A 17,813-nucleotide genomic window follows, 5' to 3' on the forward strand; every position below is an offset into this window, starting at 1 on the left:
CGACCGATTTAAGGCCGATGGCCGGTCGGCAGGACGCGCTACAGCGGACCCGGCACCTGCACCATGCGGTACAGCGACTGGCTGCCGCGTGCGGCCAGCACGCCCAGCTGCGCCAGCGTGCGCGGGTCCAGCTCCAGCGTGATGGCGGCGCGCGCCAGTGCCGAGCGGATGCGGGGGCCGTCCTCGCCTTCATGGATGACGGGCGGGTAGAGGCTGGCGCCATCGGCGCCGATCACGCTGGCCACCAGCGGCGGCTGCGGCGGCTCGCCACGGCGCAGCACCACGGCGATGTCGCCGTTGTCCAGCCGCACATAGGTGCCCGGCGGGCACAGGCCCACGGCGCGCACCAGCGCAAAGCCCACCTCGTCGGAGTAGCGCTGCTGCTGGGTGAGTGCGCGCAGCGACTCGGCGGCGCTGCGGCCTTCGCGTGACTTGCGCGGGCTGATCAGGGCCGCGTAGCGGTCCACCGTGCCCAGGATGCGCACCAGGCGCTGCACCGGGGGCAGTGTGGCCAAGGGCTGCTGGGGTACGGCTTCATGGTGGCGGGCCACCAGTTCCAGCCACAGCGCGTCGTTGACGAACAGACGCGCCAGCAGTGCCTGGCTTTGCAGCGGATGGCGCTGCACGGCCTGCTGCTGGGCGGGGGTCAGCGGCTCGCGCTGCAGCGCCAGTTCGTCCTGCAGCGCGTTCATGCCAATGTTCATGGTCAGCGCGCCGCGTACCAGGGTGCGGTGCTCGGTCTCGTTCAGGCGCAGCTCGCGCGCCAGCACATGGCACAGGCAGGCGCAGACCAGGGCATGGGAGGCGCTGTAGCCCACGGTGGAGGAGCAGGCACGCTGGAACATCAGGTACAGCGCGGCATCGCTGTCGTGGGCGATCAACTCCTGCAGCCACAGGTCGATCTGCTGCAGCTTGACCAGGAAGCCCTGCACCTGCAGCGGCGCGGACAGCAGCACGGACAGCGCGGCCTCCAGGTCGGACCACAGGCCCAGCAGGTCTTCGTAGGAATCGTCGGGGCGTCGGCTCATCGGTGGCGGGGTGCGGAAAGCGGGGCGAGTGCAGGCCGCATCAGCGCCGCTCCAGCACCATCTCGCTGCCCTGGCGGGTCATCTGGACGTGGGCCAGAAAGCTGTTTCCCAGCAGCACATAGGGCATGGCAAGAGGGGCGACCACGGCGTCCACGCCAAAGACCTCGACATCGCCCACGCGCACCGAGTCCAGCCGCAGGCTCCAGCCTTGGGCGTCGCCGTTGGCGGTGCGCATCATCACGGGCTGGCCCTTGAGAAAGGGCAGGCCCATGCGTTCGGCGTCGGACCGGCCTATGGCGACCGAGCTGGCGCCCGTGTCCACCATGTAGACCATGGTCTTGCCATTGATCTGGCCGCGTTCGATGAAATGGCCCCGGTTGTCGGCCTTGAGCACCACGCGCCGGCCAAGCGCGGGATCGCCCGCTGCCGCGCCCCGGCCGCCCAGGCTGATGGGCGCCTCGCCCAGGCGCAATGTCTGGCGGCGGCCCTTGATTTCCACCTCGGCGGTGTCGCCCGATACCTGCAGCACGCGCACGTCCTGCAGGCTGTCGCCGGCCGCCAGCGCGCGCGGCGTGCCGCCGTCGATGACCAGCAGGGCCTTGCTGCCCAGCACGCCGCGGAGTGCCACGGACTGCGCTGTCGCCGGTGGCGGAGCCAGCACGGCCACGCCGGCCAGGCTCAGAAGTACGGCACGTATGTGGCGCATGGGGTGGCTTGTGGCGCAGAGGCGAGTGTCAGCCGATCAGTCGCGGAAGTTGTTGAATGACAGGGGATGGTCAGCCAGGTCCTTGCGGATCAGGGCCATGGCCGCCTGCAGGTCGTCGCGCTTGGCGCCCGTGACGCGCACGGCGTCGCCCTGGATGGCGGCCTGCACCTTGAGCTTGCTGTCCTTGATCAGCTTTTGCAGCTTCTTGCCCAGCTCGGCCTCGATGCCGTTCTTGACCTTGATGGTCTGCTTGAGCTTGTCGCCGCCGATCTTCTGGGCCTTCTGGATGTCCAGGAAGCGCACGTCCACGCTGCGCTTGGTCAGCTTGTTGCGCAGGATGTCCTCGACCTGCTGCAGCTGGAAGTCGGCATCGCCGAACAGCGTGATTTCCTTGTCCTTGAGTTCGATGGCGGCCGAGGTGCCCTTGAAGTCGAAGCGCGTGCCGATTTCCTTGGCGGTGTTCTCCACGGCGTTCTTCACTTCGACGAAGTCGGCTTCGCACACGGTGTCAAAAGAAGGCATGGCAAATATTTCCTGTAAATGTTCTGAAAAAGTATCGCAGCGCGGGACCGGGCGATGCGGGCACGGTGCCGAAGGCGTGGGGACGCGGTGCGACAATCCGGCTGATGTTAGTCGAGAAAAATGTTCCGCTGCAGCATTGCAACAGCTTCGGCATCGCCGCCCGTGCCCACACCCTGGTGCGTGTGCGCAGCGATGAGGATATTCGCCATTTCCTGGCCGATCCGCTGTGGGGCCGCCAGCCCGTGTTCGTGCTGGGCGGCGGCAGCAACGTGGTGATCACGGGCGATGTCGATCCCGTGGTCCTCAAGATGGAGATAGCGGGCATGCGCCTGCTGCGCGAGACCGATCGCCACTGGATCGTGGAGGCCGGAGCCGGCGAGCGCTGGCACGACCTGGTGGCCTGGACCCTGTCGCAGGGCTATGGCGGCCTGGAGAACATGGCGCTGATTCCCGGCACCGTGGGCGCATCGCCGGTGCAGAACATCGGCGCCTACGGGCTGGAGCTGCAGGACCGGTTCGAGTCGCTGGATGCCATCGACCTGGCCACGGGTGAATCCTTCACGCTGGATGCCGCGCAATGCGCCTTCGGCTACCGCGACTCGGTGTTCAAGCACGCCCCGGCCGAACCCACGCCCGTGGCGCGGGCGCGCATGAGCGGCGTGCCGCCGCGCGGCATGGGCCTCAAGGGCCGCGCCGTGATCACGCGCGTGCGCCTGGCCCTGCCCAAGGACTGGAAGCCCGGCCTGGGCTACCTGGACCTGCAGCGCCGCCAGGCCGAGGCCGGCGTGGCCGAGCCCACGGCACGCCAGATCTTCGACTGGGTCTGCGAGATCCGCCGCGCCAAGCTGCCGGACCCGGATCAGATCGGCAACGCCGGCAGCTTCTTCAAGAACCCGACGGTGACGCCCGAGCAGTGCGCCGACATCATTGCGCGCGAGCCCAAGATCGTGCACTACCCCATGGACGACGGCTCCATCAAGCTGGCCGCCGGCTGGCTGATCGATGCCTGCGGCTGGAAGGGCAAATCCATGGGCCGCGCCGGGGTGTATGACAAGCAGGCCCTGGTGCTGGTCAACCGGGGCGACCGGCACAGCGTGGACCGCAGCGTCACCGGCGGCGAGGTCATGACGCTGGCCGGCGCGATACAGACCAGCGTCTACGAGCGATTCGGCATCCGCCTGGAGCCCGAGCCCGTCGTGGTCTGATCGATCGACGGCCTCAAGAAAACAGCGGCCCGCAGACCATGGAGGCCCGCGGGCCGCTTTGCTTGCCTTGTATCAGTGCTTCAGTGCTTCAGCGCATCAGTGGGCGGAGTGGCTGCTGCGCCAGCTCATGTAGTCCTTGTCGGTCATCAGCACCCACAGCGCCAGCACCATGACCACCACGCCGGACACCACGGCATTGCGCATGGCATCCATCTGGCCGGCAAAGCCCAACGCCCAGGGCGAGATCACCATCCACAGCCCCAGCAGGCCTTCGGTCCATTCCTCCCACGCGCGGGGCATGAAGATGGCCCCCAGCGCAGCGGCAATCAGCGCCAGGCCGATGACCACGCCATTGGCCGTGGGCGCCATCTGGTCCTGGAACCCGAGCACCCAGGGCGAGACCGCCAACCAGGCTCCCAGCAGGACATTGATCGGGTCCTGCCAATGCTTCATGTATTTCATGGCTGCACCTCCTGCCGCCACGACGAATGAGGGCGGCAACTCGTTGGATCAAGGCTGCAGCATGCAGGTTCCATGAGGATTTTTGTGAAAGTGCCTGCTTACCAGGGCATCTCGCCCTTGTTCACCTTGGCGCCAATGTCCAGCGACAGCGCCATGCCGGCCTGCGGGTAGGCCTGCTTCATGGCGCCGATCAGCTCGGCGCTGTTTGCGGCCTTGGCGGCGGCGGCCTCGAAACGCTGGAGATAGTCGCGTGTATAGGCGATGGCGCTGGCGTCCATGGCGGTGCCGGCCTGCATGTGGCCGGGCACGACGACGGCGGGCTTGAGGGCCTGCATCTCGTCCAGCTGCGCCAGCCAGGCCTTGCGCTCGGCGCTCTTTTGCGTGTCCGCCGTCCAGACATGCAGGTTGCCGAACACGCCCACGTTGCCGACGATGGCCTGCAGCGCAGGCACCCAGACATAGGGGCGGTGAGCCAGCGGGCCGGTGGTGCCGCGCAGCTCCAGCGTCTGGCCGTCCACGGTCACCGTATTGCCCTGCAGGGCTTCGGGCAGCACGGGATGGCTGGGGGCGTTGGCGCCCATCTTGGGGCCCCAGAAGGCCAGCTTGCCCTGCAGCTTGGACTCGATCTTCTCGCGCACGGCGGGCGTGGCCACGACCTTGGCCTGCGGGAACAGGTTCTTGAGCACCTCGGCGCCGAAGTAGTAGTCGGGATCGGCATTGCTGATGAGGATGGTGGTCAGCTGCTTGCCGCTGTCCAGCACATTGGCGGCAATGCGCAGGCCGTCGGCGCGGGTGAAGCCGCTGTCCACGACCACGGCCTCCTTGGCGCCGGTGATCAGGGTGGAGGTCACGGCAAAGCTGTGTTCGTCTGCCTGGTAGACCTTCATCTGCAGCGGGGCGGGCGCCTGGGCATGGGACAGGCCGGCCGACAGGGCCAGGGTGAGCGAAAGCACGGTGGTGCGAAGCATGTCGATTTCCTTTGAAAAAAGCACAAGACAGAAAACGGGTGGCAGCGCCGTGCTGCCATGTGTCGTACTTTAGTTTTTGAAATCGAGCAGATAAACCGCAGAATATGCGCTTGTTTGTTGCAGAAATCGAGCAGATCCATGGACCGATTGCTGGCGATGCAGGTGTTTGCGACGGTGGCCGAATGCGGCAGCTTCACGGCGGCGGCCGAGCGGCTGGACCTGTCGCGTGCCATGGCCACGCGCCATGTGGAGTCGCTGGAGCAGTGGCTGGGCGCACGCCTGCTGCACCGCACCACGCGCCGCGTCTCGCTCACCGATGCCGGTGCACAGTGCCTGCGCTACAGCCAGCAGATGCTGGCCCTGGCCGATGAGGTGCAAAGTGAAATGCGCACGGGCGACAGCCAGTTGCGCGGCCTGCTGCGCGTGACCTGCAGCATGTCCTTCGGCCATGCGCAGATGGCGCCGGCCATTGCGCAGTTCATGCGGCTGCACCCGCACCTCAAGATCGACCTGCTGGTGGACGACGGTGCGCTGGACCTGGTGCAGCAGCGCATCGACCTGGCCATACGCATCAGCGCCGATCCGGGCGCCGCACTCATCGGCCGGCCGCTGGCCGTGTGCGAATCGGTGCTGGTGGCCTCGCCCGCCTACCTGGACGCGGCAGGGCGGCCGCAGACACCGGCCCAGTTGCAGGCCCACCGCTGCCTGGGCCACATGCGCGTGGGCCGCAGTGTCTGGCAATTGGCGCGGCGTGACGATGAAAGCGATGAGCAGCAGATCGCCGTCACCACCTGGTTCAACGCCAACGAAGCCACCGTGCTGGCCGCCGCTGCCGTCGAGGGTGCTGGCATCGCCTTCCAGCCCACCTACCTGGTCCAGCCCATGCTGCAGGCCGGCCAGCTGGAGCTGGTGCTGCCCGACTGGCGCCCGCAGCCGCTGACCGTGCATGCGCTGTACAGCTCGCGCCGCCACCTGCCGGTGGCGGTGCGCGCGCTGCTGGATTTTCTCGTGCAGCGCTTCGAGGGCGCGCGCTGGTAGCAGGGGCGTAAAAAAAGCCGCCTTGCGGCGGCTCTTGGCAATCTGCGGCAGGGCGCCGCAGAGTGGCTTATTCCTTGCCGCCCAATTGGGGCAGGGCGGTGCTGGTGCCCAGCGACAGCAGGCCGGCCTTGGAGTAGATGGCCAGCTTGTCGCGCGTGTCCATCAGGTCCAGGTTGCGCATGGTCAGCTGGCCAATGCGGTCGGCGGGGCTGAAGGGCGCGTCCTCGACCTTTTCCATCGACAGGCGCTCGGGAGCGTAGGTCAGGTTGGGCGATTCGGTGTTCAGGATGGAGTAGTCGTTGCCGCGGCGCAGTTCCAGCGTCACGGTGCCGGTCACGGCGCGGGCCACCCAGCGCTGGGCGGTTTCGCGCAGCATGATGGCCTGCGGGTCGAACCAGCGGCCCTGGTACAGCAGGCGGCCCAGGCGCAGGCCGTTGATGCGGTACTGCTCGATGGTGTCCTCGTTGTGGATGCCGGTCACCAGGCGCTCGTAGGCGATGTGCAGCAGGGCCATGCCGGGGGCTTCGTAGATGCCGCGGCTCTTGGCTTCGATGATGCGGTTCTCGATCTGGTCGCTCATGCCCAGGCCGTGGCGGCCGCCGATGCGGTTGGCTTCCAGGAACAGCTCCACGGGGTCGGCGATTTCCTTGCCGTTGATGGCCACGGGGCGGCCTTCGTCAAAGGTCACCGACACTTCCTCGGCCTTGACCTCGACTTCGGGCTTCCAGAACGCCACGCCCATGATGGGGTTGACGATGCGGATGCCGCTGTTCAGGAACTCCAGGTCCTTGGCCTCGTGCGTGGCGCCCAGCATGTTGCTGTCGGTGGAGTAGGCCTTCTCGGCGCTCATCTTGTAGCCGAAGCCTTCCTTGGTCATGAAGGCCGACATCTCGGCGCGACCGCCCAGCTCGTCGATGAAGGTCTGGTCCAGCCAGGGCTTGTAGATCTTCAGCGCGGGGTTGGTCAGCAGGCCGTAGCGGTAGAAGCGCTCGATGTCGTTGCCCTTGAAGGTCGAGCCGTCACCCCAGATGTTGACGTCGTCTTCCTTCATGGCGGCCACCAGCATGGTGCCGGTCACGGCACGGCCCAGGGGCGTGGTGTTGAAGTAGGTGATGCCGCCCGTGGAGATGTGGAAGGCGCCGGCCTGGATGGCGGCAATGCCTTCGCCGGCCAGCTGCGAGCGGCAGTCGATCAGGCGGGCCTGCTCGGCGCCGTACTCCATGGCCTTGCGGGGGATTTCGTCGTAGTCGGCCTCGTCGGGCTGGCCCAGGTTGGCCGTGTAGGCGTAGGGCAGGGCGCCCTTGTTCTTCATCCAGCGCAGGGCAGCGCTGGTGTCCAGGCCGCCCGAGAAGGCGATGCCGACCTTCTGGCCGACGGGAACGTTTTGCAGGATGGTTTCCATACGATGCTTCTCTCAATAACGATGGCGGCTGGCGTGCGGGACGCGGCTGCCGGAAAACACGGAAGGCGCCTGGGCGCCGTCAGGTCGAATGCGTCGGTCTGCTCAGGCGCTCAGGCGCTTAGGCGTAGTGGCAGATGTAGTGGTAGGCCTCGGTCACGCGGATGTCGAACTTGGAGTTCGCAGGCACCTGGAAGGACTCGCCGGCCTTGGAGGTCAGCCACTGGTCCGAGCCGTCGAGTTTGTACTCGCAGGAGCCGGCCACGCATTCCATGATCTCGGCAGCGGCCGTGCCGAAAGTCAGCTGGCTGGGCAGCACCACGCCGGCAGACTTCTTCGTGCCATCGGCCAGCGTGAAGCCGTGGCTGATGCATTTGCCGTCGAAATAGACATTGGCCTTGGTGGTCAGGGTGATGCCAGAGATGGTTTCGGTGGTCATGGAAGCTGGGCAGAGGGTGGACTAAACCGCCCATTTTAGGCCAGCACCCGGCCGCTGCCCGTACGTGCTGGCCGCCGCCATGCAAAAAGCCCCTTGTCGGGGCTTGCGGGGCGAGCGCATGGCGGCCTCAGCGGCGCCAGCCATGGCGGTAGCCGCCGCGCCAGCCGTGATAGCTGGGGCGCGAGGCGTAGTACACGCCGGCAGCAAGGGCTGCACCAATCACCACGGGCGCCACATAGTCACCGGCCGAATACACCGGTTGCACCGGCTGGGCCGGGTAGTAACCACCGTCGTAGTAATTGTTTTCATAGACCACGGGCGGCGGCACGGGCGTGGTGGAGTACGCGGCCTGGGGCGGCTGGTTGGTGCTGTAGTAACCATTGCTGCCATAGGCGCCGCTGTTGGCTGCGGGCTGCACGCTCAGTGCGATCCAGTCGCCAGGCGGCGTGGCGGTCCGCGTCGTGTAGTTGCGGCCCGCGTACTCATAGACCACGTCGTAGGCCACGGCGCGGTTCTGGTAGTAGGTCTGGGTGGTGCAGTTGCGCACCGTCTGGTATTGGGGCTGCTGTCCCGAGGCTTCAGCCTGGTTGCCCAGCATGGCGCCGCCAATCACGCCGGCTGCCGTGGCCGCAGCGCGTCCGCCGCCGTGGCCAATGGCGTTGCCCACCACGCCGCCCGCCAGCGCACCCAGCACGGCGCCCGCGCCCGAGGTGCTGCGCTGCCCCGAGTAGACGTTCTCATCGCGGCAGACCTGCTGGGGCACGGCCACCTGTTGCGTCACCGGGGTCACGGAAAGTACCCGGCCTTGCTCCTGGGCCAGGGCTACGGTGGCGGTCGTGGCCGCCAGCGTCAAAAGAACCAGGGATTTCATGATTGCACTCCTGTTGCGCTGGCGGTATTTCCTGCCAGGCTCCATGCAAGTGTATTCCTCGGGCCCGAAAAGCAGTTTGCGGCCGCGTAAATCCACGTAATAAGCTGTTCCAGGCTTGACGGCAGTGTTAGCGCTTGCCCTCGTGGGCCAGCTCTGCCCAGGCGTCGGGCGCAAAACCCACGGTGATGCGTCCCTGCGGCCATTGGACGACCGGGCGCTTGATGACGCTGGGCTGCTGCTGCATGAGGGCTGCGGCACCGGCCGCATCCTGGGCGCCGGCCTGGGTGTCGGCGTCGAGCTTGCGCCAGGTCGTGCCCTGGCGGTTGAGCAGCTTTTCCCAGCCCACGGCCTGCATCCAGGCAGGCAGTTGTGCGGCAGGGACGCCCTGTTTCTTGAAGTCGTGGAATTCGTAGGCGATGCCCTGGTCGGCAAGCCAGGCGCGGGCCTTCTTGACGGTGTCGCAGTTGGGAATGCCGTAGAGCGTCACAGTGTTTGAGGTGGTCATGATTGGTTGCAGTTGCCGCAGTCCGCGGATGGCGAGGACCCCATAAGGACACTGTCCCTGGGTAACAATAGCGCGCAGTATGCACACCTCATTTCCCACATTGGATGCATGGCTCGCATATTGCGAGCGCCTGCACCCCAAGAATATCGCGCTGGGCCTGGATCGCGTGCGCGAAGTCGCCCAGCGCCTGGACCTGCGTTTCGACTGCCCCGTGATCACGGTGGCAGGCACCAATGGCAAGGGCTCGACCTGCGCCATGCTGGAGGCCGTGGCGCTGCAGTCGGGCTTTCGTCCCGGCGTCTACACATCGCCGCATCTGGTGCATTTCGAGGAACGCTGCCGCGTGGGCGGCGAGATCGTGAAGGCTGCCGAACTGCTGCCGCAGTTCGAGGCCGTGGAGCAGGCGCGCGTGCAGGGCACGGAAGTGGCGCTCACCTATTTCGAATTCACCACGCTGGCCATCCTGCGGCTGATGAGCCAGTCCAGGCTGGATGTGGCGATTCTCGAAGTGGGGCTGGGCGGACGGCTGGATGCGACCAATGTGATCGACGCCGATTGCGCCGTCATCACCAGCATCGACATCGACCATGTGGAATTCCTGGGCCCGGACCGCGAGAGCATCGGCCGCGAGAAGGCCGGCATCATGCGCGCCGGCCGGCCGGTGGTGGTCAGCGATCCCATGCCGCCGCAAAGCGTGCTGGACCATGCACAGGCCATTGGCGCCGATCTTTGGCGCCTGGGCCAGGACTTCAATTTCTCGGGCGACAAGCAGCAGTGGGGCTGGGCCGGGCGCGGGCGGCGCTATGCGGGCCTGGCCTATCCGGCGCTGCGCGGCGCCAACCAGCTGGTCAATGCATCGGGTGCGCTGGCCGCGCTCGAAGCCATCCGCAGCCGCCTTCCGGTCACGGCCCAGGCCGTGCGCACGGGGCTGGCCATGGTCGAGCTGCCGGGGCGTTTCCAGATCATTCCGGGCCAGCCAACGCTGGTGCTGGACGTGGCGCACAACCCGCATTCGGTGGCGGCGCTGACGGCCAACCTCGACGCAATGGGCTACTTTCCCTGCACGCATGCGGTGTTCGGCGCCATGCACGACAAGGACCTGGCGCCCATGCTGGGCAGGATCGCACCGCTGATCGACCGCTGGTACCTGACCGACCTGCCCACGCCGCGTGCCGAAAGCGCCGAAGTGCTGCGCCAGAAGATCGAAGCCTTGCCGCCCGCACCCGGCGTGCCCCGCGAGCTGTCGGTGGCCACCTTCGCAAACCCGCAGCTGGCGCTGGATGCAGCGGTTCTGGCCGCAGGTCCCACTGATAGAATCGTGGTCTTTGGCTCGTTCTTCACGGTGGGCGGCGTGCTGCAGGACGGCCCGCCCCGGCTGAACGCCAAGCATCTGGGCACCTGAATCCAGTGATCCGCACCGCAGGCGGCCATCGTGGCCGCTGTGGTGGCCGATCTGAACGAGTCCGCACTCCATGGCATTTTTCAATTTTCGTTGGCCCGGCAAAAAAGACGACGGTGATTCGTCGTCCGCATCGAGGCGGCCCACACGGCTGGGACAGGCGGAAAGCGTCGATGTCATGCGCCGTCGGGCGCGCCACCGCCTCATCGGCGCTGCCGTGCTGGTCCTGGCGGGCGTGGTGGGTTTCCCCCTGCTGTTCGACACCCAGCCGCGTCCGATTCCCGTAGACATCCCCATCGAGATTCCTGACCGCGACAAGGTTGCGCCCCTGGTCGTGCCCGGCGCCAATGCCGTGGACGCCCATTCGCATGGCGCGACTGCGCCGACGGGCCGCGTGTCGGCCCAGGCCTCGCTGGGTGCCGATGAGGAAGAGGTTCCCATGGGCAGGCCTTCGGCGCCGTCCGTGCCGTCCGTGCCTGTGGCCCCTCCCGTTTCCCAGGTGGCTCCGGTCAAGCCTGAAGCGAAGCCCGAGGCAAAGCCGGAGCCCAAGCCCGCCGCCAAGCCTGAGACCAAACCCGAGCCCAAGCCGGAACCCAAGCCCAAGCCTGAGCCGGCCAAACCCGAGCACAAGCCGGAGCCCAAGCCCGAGCCGAAACCCGAGCCCAAGCCAAAGCCCGAACCCAAGCCCGAGCCGTCCAGGAGCGACGATGCCGCGCGTGCCCGGGCCCTGCTGGAAGGACGCAGCGCGCCCGCCGCTTCAACGGCGGCCGCAGCGACGGACGAACGCTTCATCGTGCAGGTCGGTGCCTTCTCCGACGCCGGCAAGGCCCAGGAAATTCGCGCCAAGCTGGAGCTGGCGGGCCTGAAGACATTCACGCAGGTGGTGGACACCAAGGACGGCAAGCGCACGCGGGTGCGTGTGGGCCCGTTCAACGGCCGTGCCGAAGCCGACAAGGCGGCGGCGCGCGTCAAGGGCCAGGGCCTGCCGGCGTCGGTGATCAAGCTCTGACGCGGTGACGTACATCTTGCAAAGCAGCACGGGCGCACAGAAATAGCGTATGTCCACGGTGGACTGGGTTTTGCTGGCCTGCGTGCTGGCCTCGATGCTGCTTGGCGCCTGGCGCGGGCTGGTGTACGAGGTGCTGTCTCTGCTGGGCTGGCTGGTGGCCTTTGTCGTGGCCCGCATCTGGGCGGCCGACGTGGCGCTTTGGCTGCCCATGCAGGACTGGGACATGCAGCTGCGCTACGCCGCAGGCTTTGTGCTGTTGTTCGTGCTGGCGCTGTTCGGCTGGGGCCTGGTGTCCTGGCTGTCGCGCCGGCTGATCGAGGCGGTGGGCCTGAGGCCCGTGGACCGCACGCTGGGCGCGCTGTTCGGCGTGCTGCGCGGGGCGCTGCTGGCCCTGGTGGCAACGATGGTGATCAGCTACACGCCGCTGCACCAGGGGCAGTGGTGGCAGGATTCAGCCCTGGCGCCATGGCTGATGCAGGCGCTGGCTGTGGTTTTGCCACAGCTGCCGCAGGAATGGGGACGCTATCTGCCGGCTGCATGACAAGGCGCTGCAGCGCAGGAGTCGGCTGGCAGAAACAGTTTGGATAGAGAAATCGGGCGCAGGCGTGGCCAATGGGTGGCTGCTACGGCCCAGACAGCGAAGGGCGACCTTCGCAAACGGATGGAACGCAACTATGTGTGGAATCGTTGGTGTAGTCAGCACCGCGCCCGTGAATCAACTGATCTATGACGCCCTGCTGCTGCTGCAGCACCGTGGCCAGGATGCCGCAGGCATCGTGACCCAGCAGGAGCGCAAGTTCTTCATGCACAAGGCCAAGGGCATGGTGCGCGACGTGTTCCGCACCCGCAACATGCGTGCCCTTCCGGGCACGGTGGGCCTGGGTCAGGTGCGCTACCCGACGGCCGGCAACGCGACCAGCGAGGAAGAGGCCCAGCCCTTCTACGTGAACGCGCCCTTCGGCATCGTCATGGTGCACAACGGCAACCTCACCAATGCCAAGCAGCTGCGCGAGGAGCTGTCGGACACCGACCACCGCCACACCAACACCGAGAGCGACTCCGAAGTCCTGCTCAACGTGCTGGCCCACGAGCTGGCCCGCGCCAGCAGTGGCGCGCCGCTCAAGAGCGAAGACGTGTTCCAGGCCGTCAGCGCCGTGCACAAGCGCATCAAGGGCTCGTATGCGGTGATCGCGCTGATCGCCGGCTACGGCCTGCTGGCCTTCCGCGACCCGTTCGGCATCCGCCCCCTGTGCATGGGCCGCGGTGCCGACGGCTCGGTGATGCTGGCCAGCGAGTCCGTGGCCCTGGAAGGCACGCTGCACCAGCTCGAGCGCGATGTCGCCCCGGGCGAGGCGGTGTTCGTGCACAGCGACGGCCAGGTCGAAACCCGCCAGTGCGCTGAAAAGAGCGAGCTGCACCCCTGCGTGTTCGAGTACGTGTACCTGGCCCGCCCGGACTCCGTGCTGGATGGCATCTCCGTCTACCAGGCCCGCCTGAACATGGGCGAGACGCTGGCCAAGCGCGTGGTCTCCACCGTGCCCCCCAACGAGATCGACGCCATCATCCCGATTCCCGAATCCAGCCGCCCCAGCGCCATGCAGCTGGCCCAGCTGCTGGGCATTCCGTACCGCGAAGGCTTCGTCAAGAACCGCTACGTGGGCCGGACCTTCATCATGCCGGGCCAGTCCTCGCGCAAGAAATCGGTGCGCCAGAAGCTCAACGCCATCGGCAGCGAGTTCAAGGGCCGCAAGGTGCTGCTGGTGGATGACTCCATCGTGCGCGGCACCACCTCCAAGGAAATCGTGCAGATGGCGCGTGATGCCGGTGCCGTCAAGGTCTACCTGGCCTCGGCAGCGCCTCCGGTGCGCCATCCCAACGTCTACGGCATCGACATGCCCACGCGCGCCGAACTGGTGGCGCATGGCCGCACGGTCGAGGAAATCCGCCAGGTCATCGGTGCCGACGCGCTGATCTACCAGGACGTGGCCGCCATGAAGCAGACCGTGGGCAAGATCAACCCGCAGGTGCAGGGCTTCGAGGCCTCGTGCTTCGATGGCGTCTACATCACGGGCGACATCTCCGAGGACGAAGTCACGGCACTCAATGAAGGCCGCAACCGCGGCGGCGAGGAAGAGTCCAGCGACGCCTCGCGCCTGTCCCTGCCCAACGCCCAGGAAGCCTGAGCCCGAGCCTGAGTCCGAGCGATTAGGCTTCAGTGACAATACGGGGGCGGGCCTGAGGCCCGCCCTTTTTTGACAAATGAGCTAAAAGCGCTGGTGCTGGAGGACTGCAGGCTGCAACGCCCCGGAAGTCCCCAGGTGACAAGTGTTTCTAGCTCCTTTTTTCCGGGCACCGCCGCCATCGGCGGGCCGCGCCCGACCCCAAGGACCATCAACGTGACGAACAAGACACTTCCCGAAGGCCTGCATCCCGATACGCTGGCCCTGCGCGTGGCCGTGGAACGAAGCCAGTGGGGCGAGCACAGCGAAGCCCTGTACATGACCAGCAGCTTCGTGCAGCCCGACTGCGCAACGGCAGCGCGCCGCTTCGCCAACGAAGAGCCTGGCTACACCTACAGCCGCACCTCCAATCCCACGGTGACCAGCTTCGAGCAGCGCCTGGCCGCCATGGAAGGCACGGAATGCGCCGTGGCCACGTCCACCGGCATGTCGGCCATCTTGCTGGTGGCGCTGACCACGCTCAAGGCGGGCGACCATGTGATCTGCTCGCAGTCCATGTTCGGCTCCACCATCAAGCTGCTGGGCGGCGAGATGGCGCGCTTCGGCATCGAGACCAGCTTTGTCTCGCAGACCGATGTGCAGGCCTGGAAGGCCGCCATCCGTCCCAACACGCGATTGCTGTTCGCCGAGACGCCGACCAATCCGCTGACCGACCTGTGCGACATCGCCGCGCTGGCCGAACTGGCGCACGCCCATGGCGCGCTGCTGGCGGTGGACAACAGCTTTGCCTCGCCCGCGCTGCAGCGGCCCGCCCAGTTCGGTGCCGACCTGGTCGTGCACTCCGGCACCAAGCTGCTGGACGGCCAGGGCCGCGTCATGTCGGGCGCGGTCTGTGGCACGACGGCGCTGGTGGACAAGGTCATGGGCACCTTCCTGCGCAGCGGCGGCCTGAACCTGGCGCCGTTCAACGCCTGGGTGGTGCTCAAGGGTCTGGAGACGCTGTCCCTGCGCGTCAAGGCGCAAAGCGCCGCCGCGCTGGAGCTGGCCACCTGGCTGGAGGCCCATCCCAAGGTCGCCCGTGTCTACTACCCGGGCCTGGCCAGCCACCCGCAGCACGAGCTGGCCATGCGCCAGCAAAACGGCATGGGCGGCGGCGTGCTGTCCTTCGACGTGGTGGGCGAGGGCGCAGAGCAACTGCGCGCCAATGCCTTCCATGTGGCCGACAGCACCCTGGTGTGCTCGATCACGGCCAACCTGGGCGACGTCAAGACCACCATCACCCACCCGGCCAGCACCTCGCATGGCCGCCTGAGCGAAGAGCAGCGCCGCGTCGCCGGCATCGGCCAGGGCCTGCTGCGCATCTCCGTCGGACTGGAATACCTGGGCGACATCAAGAACGATCTGTCCCGCGGACTGGATACCCTGCAATGACACAAAAAGTACGAACCCGTTTTGCCCCGTCTCCCACGGGCTTCATCCACCTGGGCAACATCCGCTCGGCCCTGTATCCCTGGGCCTTCGCGCGCGCCACGGGTGGTGATTTCATCCTGCGCATCGAAGACACCGACGTGGAGCGTTCCACCCAGGCCTCGGTGGACGTGATCATCGAAGGCATGGCCTGGCTGCAGCTGGACCATGACGAAGGTCCGTTCTATCAAATGCAGCGCATGGACCGCTACAAGGAGGTACTGGCCGGCCTGCAGGCCTCGGGCCATGTCTACCCCTGCTACATGAGCGTGGAAGAACTCGACGCCCTGCGCGAGCGCCAGATGGCCAACAAGGAAAAGCCGCGCTATGACGGCACGTGGCGCCCTGAAGAAGGCAAGGTGCTGCCGCCCGTGCCCGAAGGCGTGCGCCCCGTGCTGCGCTTCAAGACGCCTCAGGGCGGCGTCGTGGCCTGGGAAGACAAGTGCAAGGGCCGCATCGAGTTCCAGAACAGCGAGCTGGACGACCTGGTGATCGCGCGCCCCGATGGCACGCCTACCTACAACTTCTGCGTCTGCGTGGACGATATGGACATGGCCATCACCCATGTCATCCGTGGCGACGACCACGTCAACAACACGCCGCGCCAGATCCACATCTTCGAGGCGCTGGGCGCCAGCGTGCCTGTGTTCGCCCACCTGCCCACCGTGCTCAACGAGCAGGGCGAGAAGATGAGCAAGCGCAACGGCGCCAAGGCCGTCACCCAGTACCGCGACGAAGGCTACCTGCCCGACGCCATGGTCAACTACCTGGCCCGCCTGGGCTGGAGCCATGGCGACGACGAAATCTTCAGCCGCGCCCAGTTCCTGGAGTGGTTCAACCTCGACCACCTGGGTCGCAGCGCTGGCCAGTTCGACGAGGCCAAGCTGCGCTGGGTCAATGCCCAGCACCTGAAGGCGCTGGACGACGCGGCCCTGGCAGAGCTGGTGCGCCCCTTCGTGCTCAAGACGGGTCTGGACCAGGCCCTGCTCGACGCCGACGACCGCCTGCCGCGCATCTGCGCCCTGTTCAAGGACCGCTGCGAAACCCTGGTCGATCTGGCCGGCTGGGTGCGCCTGTTCTATGTGGACGCCTTCGACCGCAACGCCGAAGACCTGGCCAAGCATGTGACCGACGCCGTGGCGCCCGCCCTGGACGCCTTCGCCGAAGGCATCGCCTCGGTGGAGTGGAGCAAGGAAGCCATTGCCGCCCTGATCAAGGAAGTGCTCAAGGCCCAGGGCCTGAAGATGCCGCAACTGGCCATGCCGGTGCGCGTGCTGACGCTGGGCACGGCGCACACGCCTTCGGTGGACGCGGTGCTGGAGCTGCTGGGTCGTGAAAAAATTCTGGCCCGTTTGAAAAACCGCTGAAAACCTGTCTATAATTCGAGTCTCTGATGCAAACGCAGCAACTAACAAGAAGCAGCGATTGCAGCATGAAGGGGGTATAGCTCAGCTGGGAGAGCGCTTGCATGGCATGCAAGAGGTCATCGGTTCGATCCCGTTTACCTCCACCAAAATTGAAGCTTGAGTATTTACGCAAGTTCTAGGATTGACCCTATCGTCTAGAGGCCTAGGACATCACCCTTTCACGGTGAGTACCGGGGTTCGAATCCCCGTAGGGTCGCCAAGTTTGCAGCACTTGGCTCGAAAGAGCGCAAAAGCTGTCTGCCAGGAGTGGTAGTTCAGTTGGTTAGAATACCGGCCTGTCACGCCGGGGGTCGCGGGTTCGAGTCCCGTCCACTCCGCCAAAATTTGCCGCTTGGTATGTAAGCGCCTTTGAAAAACGAAGGCGCTTTTTTATCGGCGGATCATAGGCTGTGACCCTATCGTCTAGAGGCCTAGGACATCACCCTTTCACGGTGAGTACCGGGGTTCGAATCCCCGTAGGGTCGCCAAGTTTGCAGCACTTGGCTCGAAAGAGCGCAAAAGCTGTCTGCCAGGAGTGGTAGTTCAGTTGGTTAGAATACCGGCCTGTCACGCCGGGGGTCGCGGGTTCGAGTCCCGTCCACTCCGCCAGATTCCTTGTGCAAACCCAGCGTTTGCACAGACAAGAAGCCACCGCAAGGTGGCTTTTTTTCGTCTGCGGGTTGCAGCAGCAGGCCGCGCTCCGTTCGCTTTTCCTGCCTGCGCACCCAACCCTTCGGTGCCCCCGCGCTGCGCTTGGGGCATCACCAGTCCGTCATGATCCAGGCCCATCATCCATGGCGAGGGAAAGCCATGGGAGACGGGAATCCATAGGCATCGGCTGCCGATTTTCCAATGCCGATAGCCGTGTCTTCGTTTGCCTTGGCGGGACGTCTTCCAGACAGGTACGAGATGCCGATCCAGACCCGGTTTTGTCGCCGGAGCTGTTAATGCTTCTCATTTCATGTTCTGGAAAACGTTAAAGGAGCACCACTGCATGCCTTGGTCCCGGTTCAAGTTTCAGCACGTCTGCAAGGCCGCACAGCCCTTGCCGATCCTGTTCCAGGACGCATGGGTCCGGCGAGGTCGGCCGCCGCCATGAAGCCGGTATGAGGCCGATCTAAGGCCCGATTCCCCAAGTCACGCCGATGCGCATCGGCGTGCACTGATGCCCTGCGGTCAGCGGTCGTGCCGCCGCTTTCCGCCTGTGCC

The 17,813-nt window shown here is 66.1% G+C and carries 17 protein-coding genes and 5 tRNA genes; 13 read left to right on the forward strand and 9 right to left on the reverse strand.

Annotated features, from left to right (window positions below):
- Positions 1 to 38: 38 nt before the first annotated feature.
- The 3 genes from LGR64_RS06465 to LGR64_RS06475 are packed head-to-tail and all read right to left on the reverse strand — an operon-like array spanning position 39 to position 2,256.
- A complete protein-coding gene (locus tag LGR64_RS06465) occupies positions 39 to 1,028 on the reverse strand; it encodes an HD-GYP domain-containing protein (RefSeq protein WP_034395880.1) in 990 nt (329 codons plus the stop codon).
- 40 nt (positions 1,029 to 1,068) lie between these two features.
- Positions 1,069 to 1,734, reverse strand: coding sequence for a retropepsin-like aspartic protease family protein (locus LGR64_RS06470; RefSeq protein ID WP_230355096.1), 666 nt, complete (start codon positions 1,732 to 1,734; stop codon positions 1,069 to 1,071).
- 36 nt (positions 1,735 to 1,770) lie between these two features.
- Entirely contained in the window at positions 1,771 to 2,256 is a 486-nt protein-coding gene (locus LGR64_RS06475) for a YajQ family cyclic di-GMP-binding protein (RefSeq protein ID WP_012206580.1), read from the reverse strand.
- 104 nt (positions 2,257 to 2,360) lie between these two features.
- Between LGR64_RS06475 and murB the strand changes: the two genes are divergently transcribed.
- The gene (murB, locus tag LGR64_RS06480) at positions 2,361 to 3,461 is read left to right on the forward strand and encodes a UDP-N-acetylmuramate dehydrogenase (protein WP_013801580.1); all 1,101 of its coding nucleotides are present in this window, start codon (positions 2,361 to 2,363) and stop codon (positions 3,459 to 3,461) included.
- 96 nt (positions 3,462 to 3,557) lie between these two features.
- On the opposite strand, the gene LGR64_RS06485 is transcribed toward murB, so the two are convergent.
- On the reverse strand, positions 3,558 to 3,923 hold the full coding sequence (locus LGR64_RS06485) for an SPW repeat protein (RefSeq protein ID WP_043819628.1): 366 nt from the start codon (positions 3,921 to 3,923) through the stop codon (positions 3,558 to 3,560).
- A 98-nt stretch (positions 3,924 to 4,021) separates the two neighbouring features.
- Positions 4,022 to 4,891 (reverse strand): MBL fold metallo-hydrolase, encoded by an 870-nt coding sequence (locus tag LGR64_RS06490; protein WP_012206577.1) that lies wholly within the window; start codon positions 4,889 to 4,891, stop codon positions 4,022 to 4,024.
- A gap of 138 nt (positions 4,892 to 5,029) precedes the next feature.
- Here LGR64_RS06490 and LGR64_RS06495 point away from each other — a divergent pair, with 138 nt between their 5' ends.
- Positions 5,030 to 5,929 carry a LysR family transcriptional regulator gene (locus tag LGR64_RS06495; protein ID WP_197943896.1) on the forward strand — a complete coding sequence of 300 codons (900 nt, stop codon included), beginning with the start codon at positions 5,030 to 5,032 and terminating at the stop codon, positions 5,927 to 5,929.
- Positions 5,930 to 5,996: 67 nt separating this feature from the next.
- On the opposite strand, the gene argG is transcribed toward LGR64_RS06495, so the two are convergent.
- The 4 genes from argG to LGR64_RS06515 all read right to left on the reverse strand — a co-directional run bounded on the left by argG (position 5,997) and on the right by LGR64_RS06515 (position 9,143).
- On the reverse strand, positions 5,997 to 7,331 hold the full coding sequence (gene argG, locus LGR64_RS06500; protein ID WP_013801583.1) for an argininosuccinate synthase: 1,335 nt from the start codon (positions 7,329 to 7,331) through the stop codon (positions 5,997 to 5,999).
- Between the two features lie 118 nt (positions 7,332 to 7,449).
- Positions 7,450 to 7,767 (reverse strand): pyrimidine/purine nucleoside phosphorylase, encoded by a 318-nt coding sequence (gene ppnP, locus LGR64_RS06505; RefSeq protein WP_012206574.1) that lies wholly within the window; start codon positions 7,765 to 7,767, stop codon positions 7,450 to 7,452.
- 127 nt (positions 7,768 to 7,894) lie between these two features.
- A complete protein-coding gene (locus LGR64_RS06510) occupies positions 7,895 to 8,638 on the reverse strand; it encodes a glycine zipper 2TM domain-containing protein (protein WP_013801584.1) in 744 nt (247 codons plus the stop codon).
- Positions 8,639 to 8,765: 127 nt separating this feature from the next.
- Positions 8,766 to 9,143: an ArsC family reductase gene (locus LGR64_RS06515; protein ID WP_013801585.1), complete on the reverse strand. Its 378-nt coding sequence runs from the start codon at positions 9,141 to 9,143 to the stop codon at positions 8,766 to 8,768.
- A 79-nt stretch (positions 9,144 to 9,222) separates the two neighbouring features.
- Here LGR64_RS06515 and folC point away from each other — a divergent pair, with 79 nt between their 5' ends.
- From folC to LGR64_RS06570, 11 genes are all read left to right on the forward strand, one after another.
- Positions 9,223 to 10,545: a bifunctional tetrahydrofolate synthase/dihydrofolate synthase gene (folC, locus tag LGR64_RS06520; RefSeq protein ID WP_013801586.1), complete on the forward strand. Its 1,323-nt coding sequence runs from the start codon at positions 9,223 to 9,225 to the stop codon at positions 10,543 to 10,545.
- A 70-nt stretch (positions 10,546 to 10,615) separates the two neighbouring features.
- Positions 10,616 to 11,551 carry an SPOR domain-containing protein gene (locus tag LGR64_RS06525; protein ID WP_141834755.1) on the forward strand — a complete coding sequence of 312 codons (936 nt, stop codon included), beginning with the start codon at positions 10,616 to 10,618 and terminating at the stop codon, positions 11,549 to 11,551.
- A gap of 49 nt (positions 11,552 to 11,600) precedes the next feature.
- Complete coding sequence (locus LGR64_RS06530; RefSeq protein WP_012206569.1) at positions 11,601 to 12,092, forward strand: CvpA family protein; 492 nt, start codon at positions 11,601 to 11,603, stop codon at positions 12,090 to 12,092.
- A gap of 133 nt (positions 12,093 to 12,225) precedes the next feature.
- Complete coding sequence (gene purF, locus LGR64_RS06535; RefSeq protein WP_034395856.1) at positions 12,226 to 13,734, forward strand: amidophosphoribosyltransferase; 1,509 nt, start codon at positions 12,226 to 12,228, stop codon at positions 13,732 to 13,734.
- Between the two features lie 213 nt (positions 13,735 to 13,947).
- The gene (locus LGR64_RS06540) at positions 13,948 to 15,162 is read left to right on the forward strand and encodes an O-succinylhomoserine sulfhydrylase (RefSeq protein WP_063325851.1); all 1,215 of its coding nucleotides are present in this window, start codon (positions 13,948 to 13,950) and stop codon (positions 15,160 to 15,162) included.
- Positions 15,159 to 16,565 (forward strand): glutamate--tRNA ligase, encoded by a 1,407-nt coding sequence (gltX, locus tag LGR64_RS06545; protein ID WP_065347882.1) that lies wholly within the window; start codon positions 15,159 to 15,161, stop codon positions 16,563 to 16,565. The genes LGR64_RS06540 and gltX overlap by 4 nt, the downstream gene beginning before the upstream one ends.
- Before the next feature lie 70 nt (positions 16,566 to 16,635).
- Positions 16,636 to 16,711 (forward strand) — tRNA-Ala (locus tag LGR64_RS06550).
- 37 nt (positions 16,712 to 16,748) lie between these two features.
- A tRNA-Glu gene (locus LGR64_RS06555) sits at positions 16,749 to 16,824 on the forward strand.
- Between the two features lie 44 nt (positions 16,825 to 16,868).
- Positions 16,869 to 16,945, forward strand: a tRNA-Asp gene (locus tag LGR64_RS06560).
- A 71-nt stretch (positions 16,946 to 17,016) separates the two neighbouring features.
- Positions 17,017 to 17,092, forward strand: a tRNA-Glu gene (locus LGR64_RS06565).
- A gap of 44 nt (positions 17,093 to 17,136) precedes the next feature.
- Positions 17,137 to 17,213, forward strand: a tRNA-Asp gene (locus LGR64_RS06570).
- Positions 17,214 to 17,813 lie beyond the last annotated feature (600 nt).

Origin of the sequence: Delftia sp. Lp-1 (assembly GCF_020523835.1) — a bacterium.
GTDB classification, from domain to species: Bacteria; Pseudomonadota; Gammaproteobacteria; order Burkholderiales; family Burkholderiaceae_C; genus Comamonas; species Comamonas acidovorans.

Coding starts and splice junctions, on each gene's coding strand:
- LGR64_RS06475 (WP_012206580.1), bottom strand. CDS start 2,256: ATGCCTTCTTTTGACACCGTGTGCGAAGCCGACTTCGTCGAAGTGAAG.
- ppnP (WP_012206574.1), bottom strand. CDS start 7,767: ATGACCACCGAAACCATCTCTGGCATCACCCTGACCACCAAGGCCAAT.
- folC (WP_013801586.1), top strand. CDS start 9,223: ATGCACACCTCATTTCCCACATTGGATGCATGGCTCGCATATTGCGAG.
- argG (WP_013801583.1), bottom strand. CDS start 7,331: ATGGAAACCATCCTGCAAAACGTTCCCGTCGGCCAGAAGGTCGGCATC.
- LGR64_RS06495 (WP_197943896.1), top strand. CDS start 5,030: ATGGACCGATTGCTGGCGATGCAGGTGTTTGCGACGGTGGCCGAATGC.
- LGR64_RS06530 (WP_012206569.1), top strand. CDS start 11,601: ATGTCCACGGTGGACTGGGTTTTGCTGGCCTGCGTGCTGGCCTCGATG.
- LGR64_RS06470 (WP_230355096.1), bottom strand. CDS start 1,734: ATGCGCCACATACGTGCCGTACTTCTGAGCCTGGCCGGCGTGGCCGTG.
- LGR64_RS06485 (WP_043819628.1), bottom strand. CDS start 3,923: ATGAAATACATGAAGCATTGGCAGGACCCGATCAATGTCCTGCTGGGA.
- LGR64_RS06490 (WP_012206577.1), bottom strand. CDS start 4,891: ATGCTTCGCACCACCGTGCTTTCGCTCACCCTGGCCCTGTCGGCCGGC.
- LGR64_RS06525 (WP_141834755.1), top strand. CDS start 10,616: ATGGCATTTTTCAATTTTCGTTGGCCCGGCAAAAAAGACGACGGTGAT.
- LGR64_RS06510 (WP_013801584.1), bottom strand. CDS start 8,638: ATGAAATCCCTGGTTCTTTTGACGCTGGCGGCCACGACCGCCACCGTA.
- LGR64_RS06515 (WP_013801585.1), bottom strand. CDS start 9,143: ATGACCACCTCAAACACTGTGACGCTCTACGGCATTCCCAACTGCGAC.
- gltX (WP_065347882.1), top strand. CDS start 15,159: ATGACACAAAAAGTACGAACCCGTTTTGCCCCGTCTCCCACGGGCTTC.
- murB (WP_013801580.1), top strand. CDS start 2,361: ATGTTAGTCGAGAAAAATGTTCCGCTGCAGCATTGCAACAGCTTCGGC.
- purF (WP_034395856.1), top strand. CDS start 12,226: ATGTGTGGAATCGTTGGTGTAGTCAGCACCGCGCCCGTGAATCAACTG.
- LGR64_RS06465 (WP_034395880.1), bottom strand. CDS start 1,028: ATGAGCCGACGCCCCGACGATTCCTACGAAGACCTGCTGGGCCTGTGG.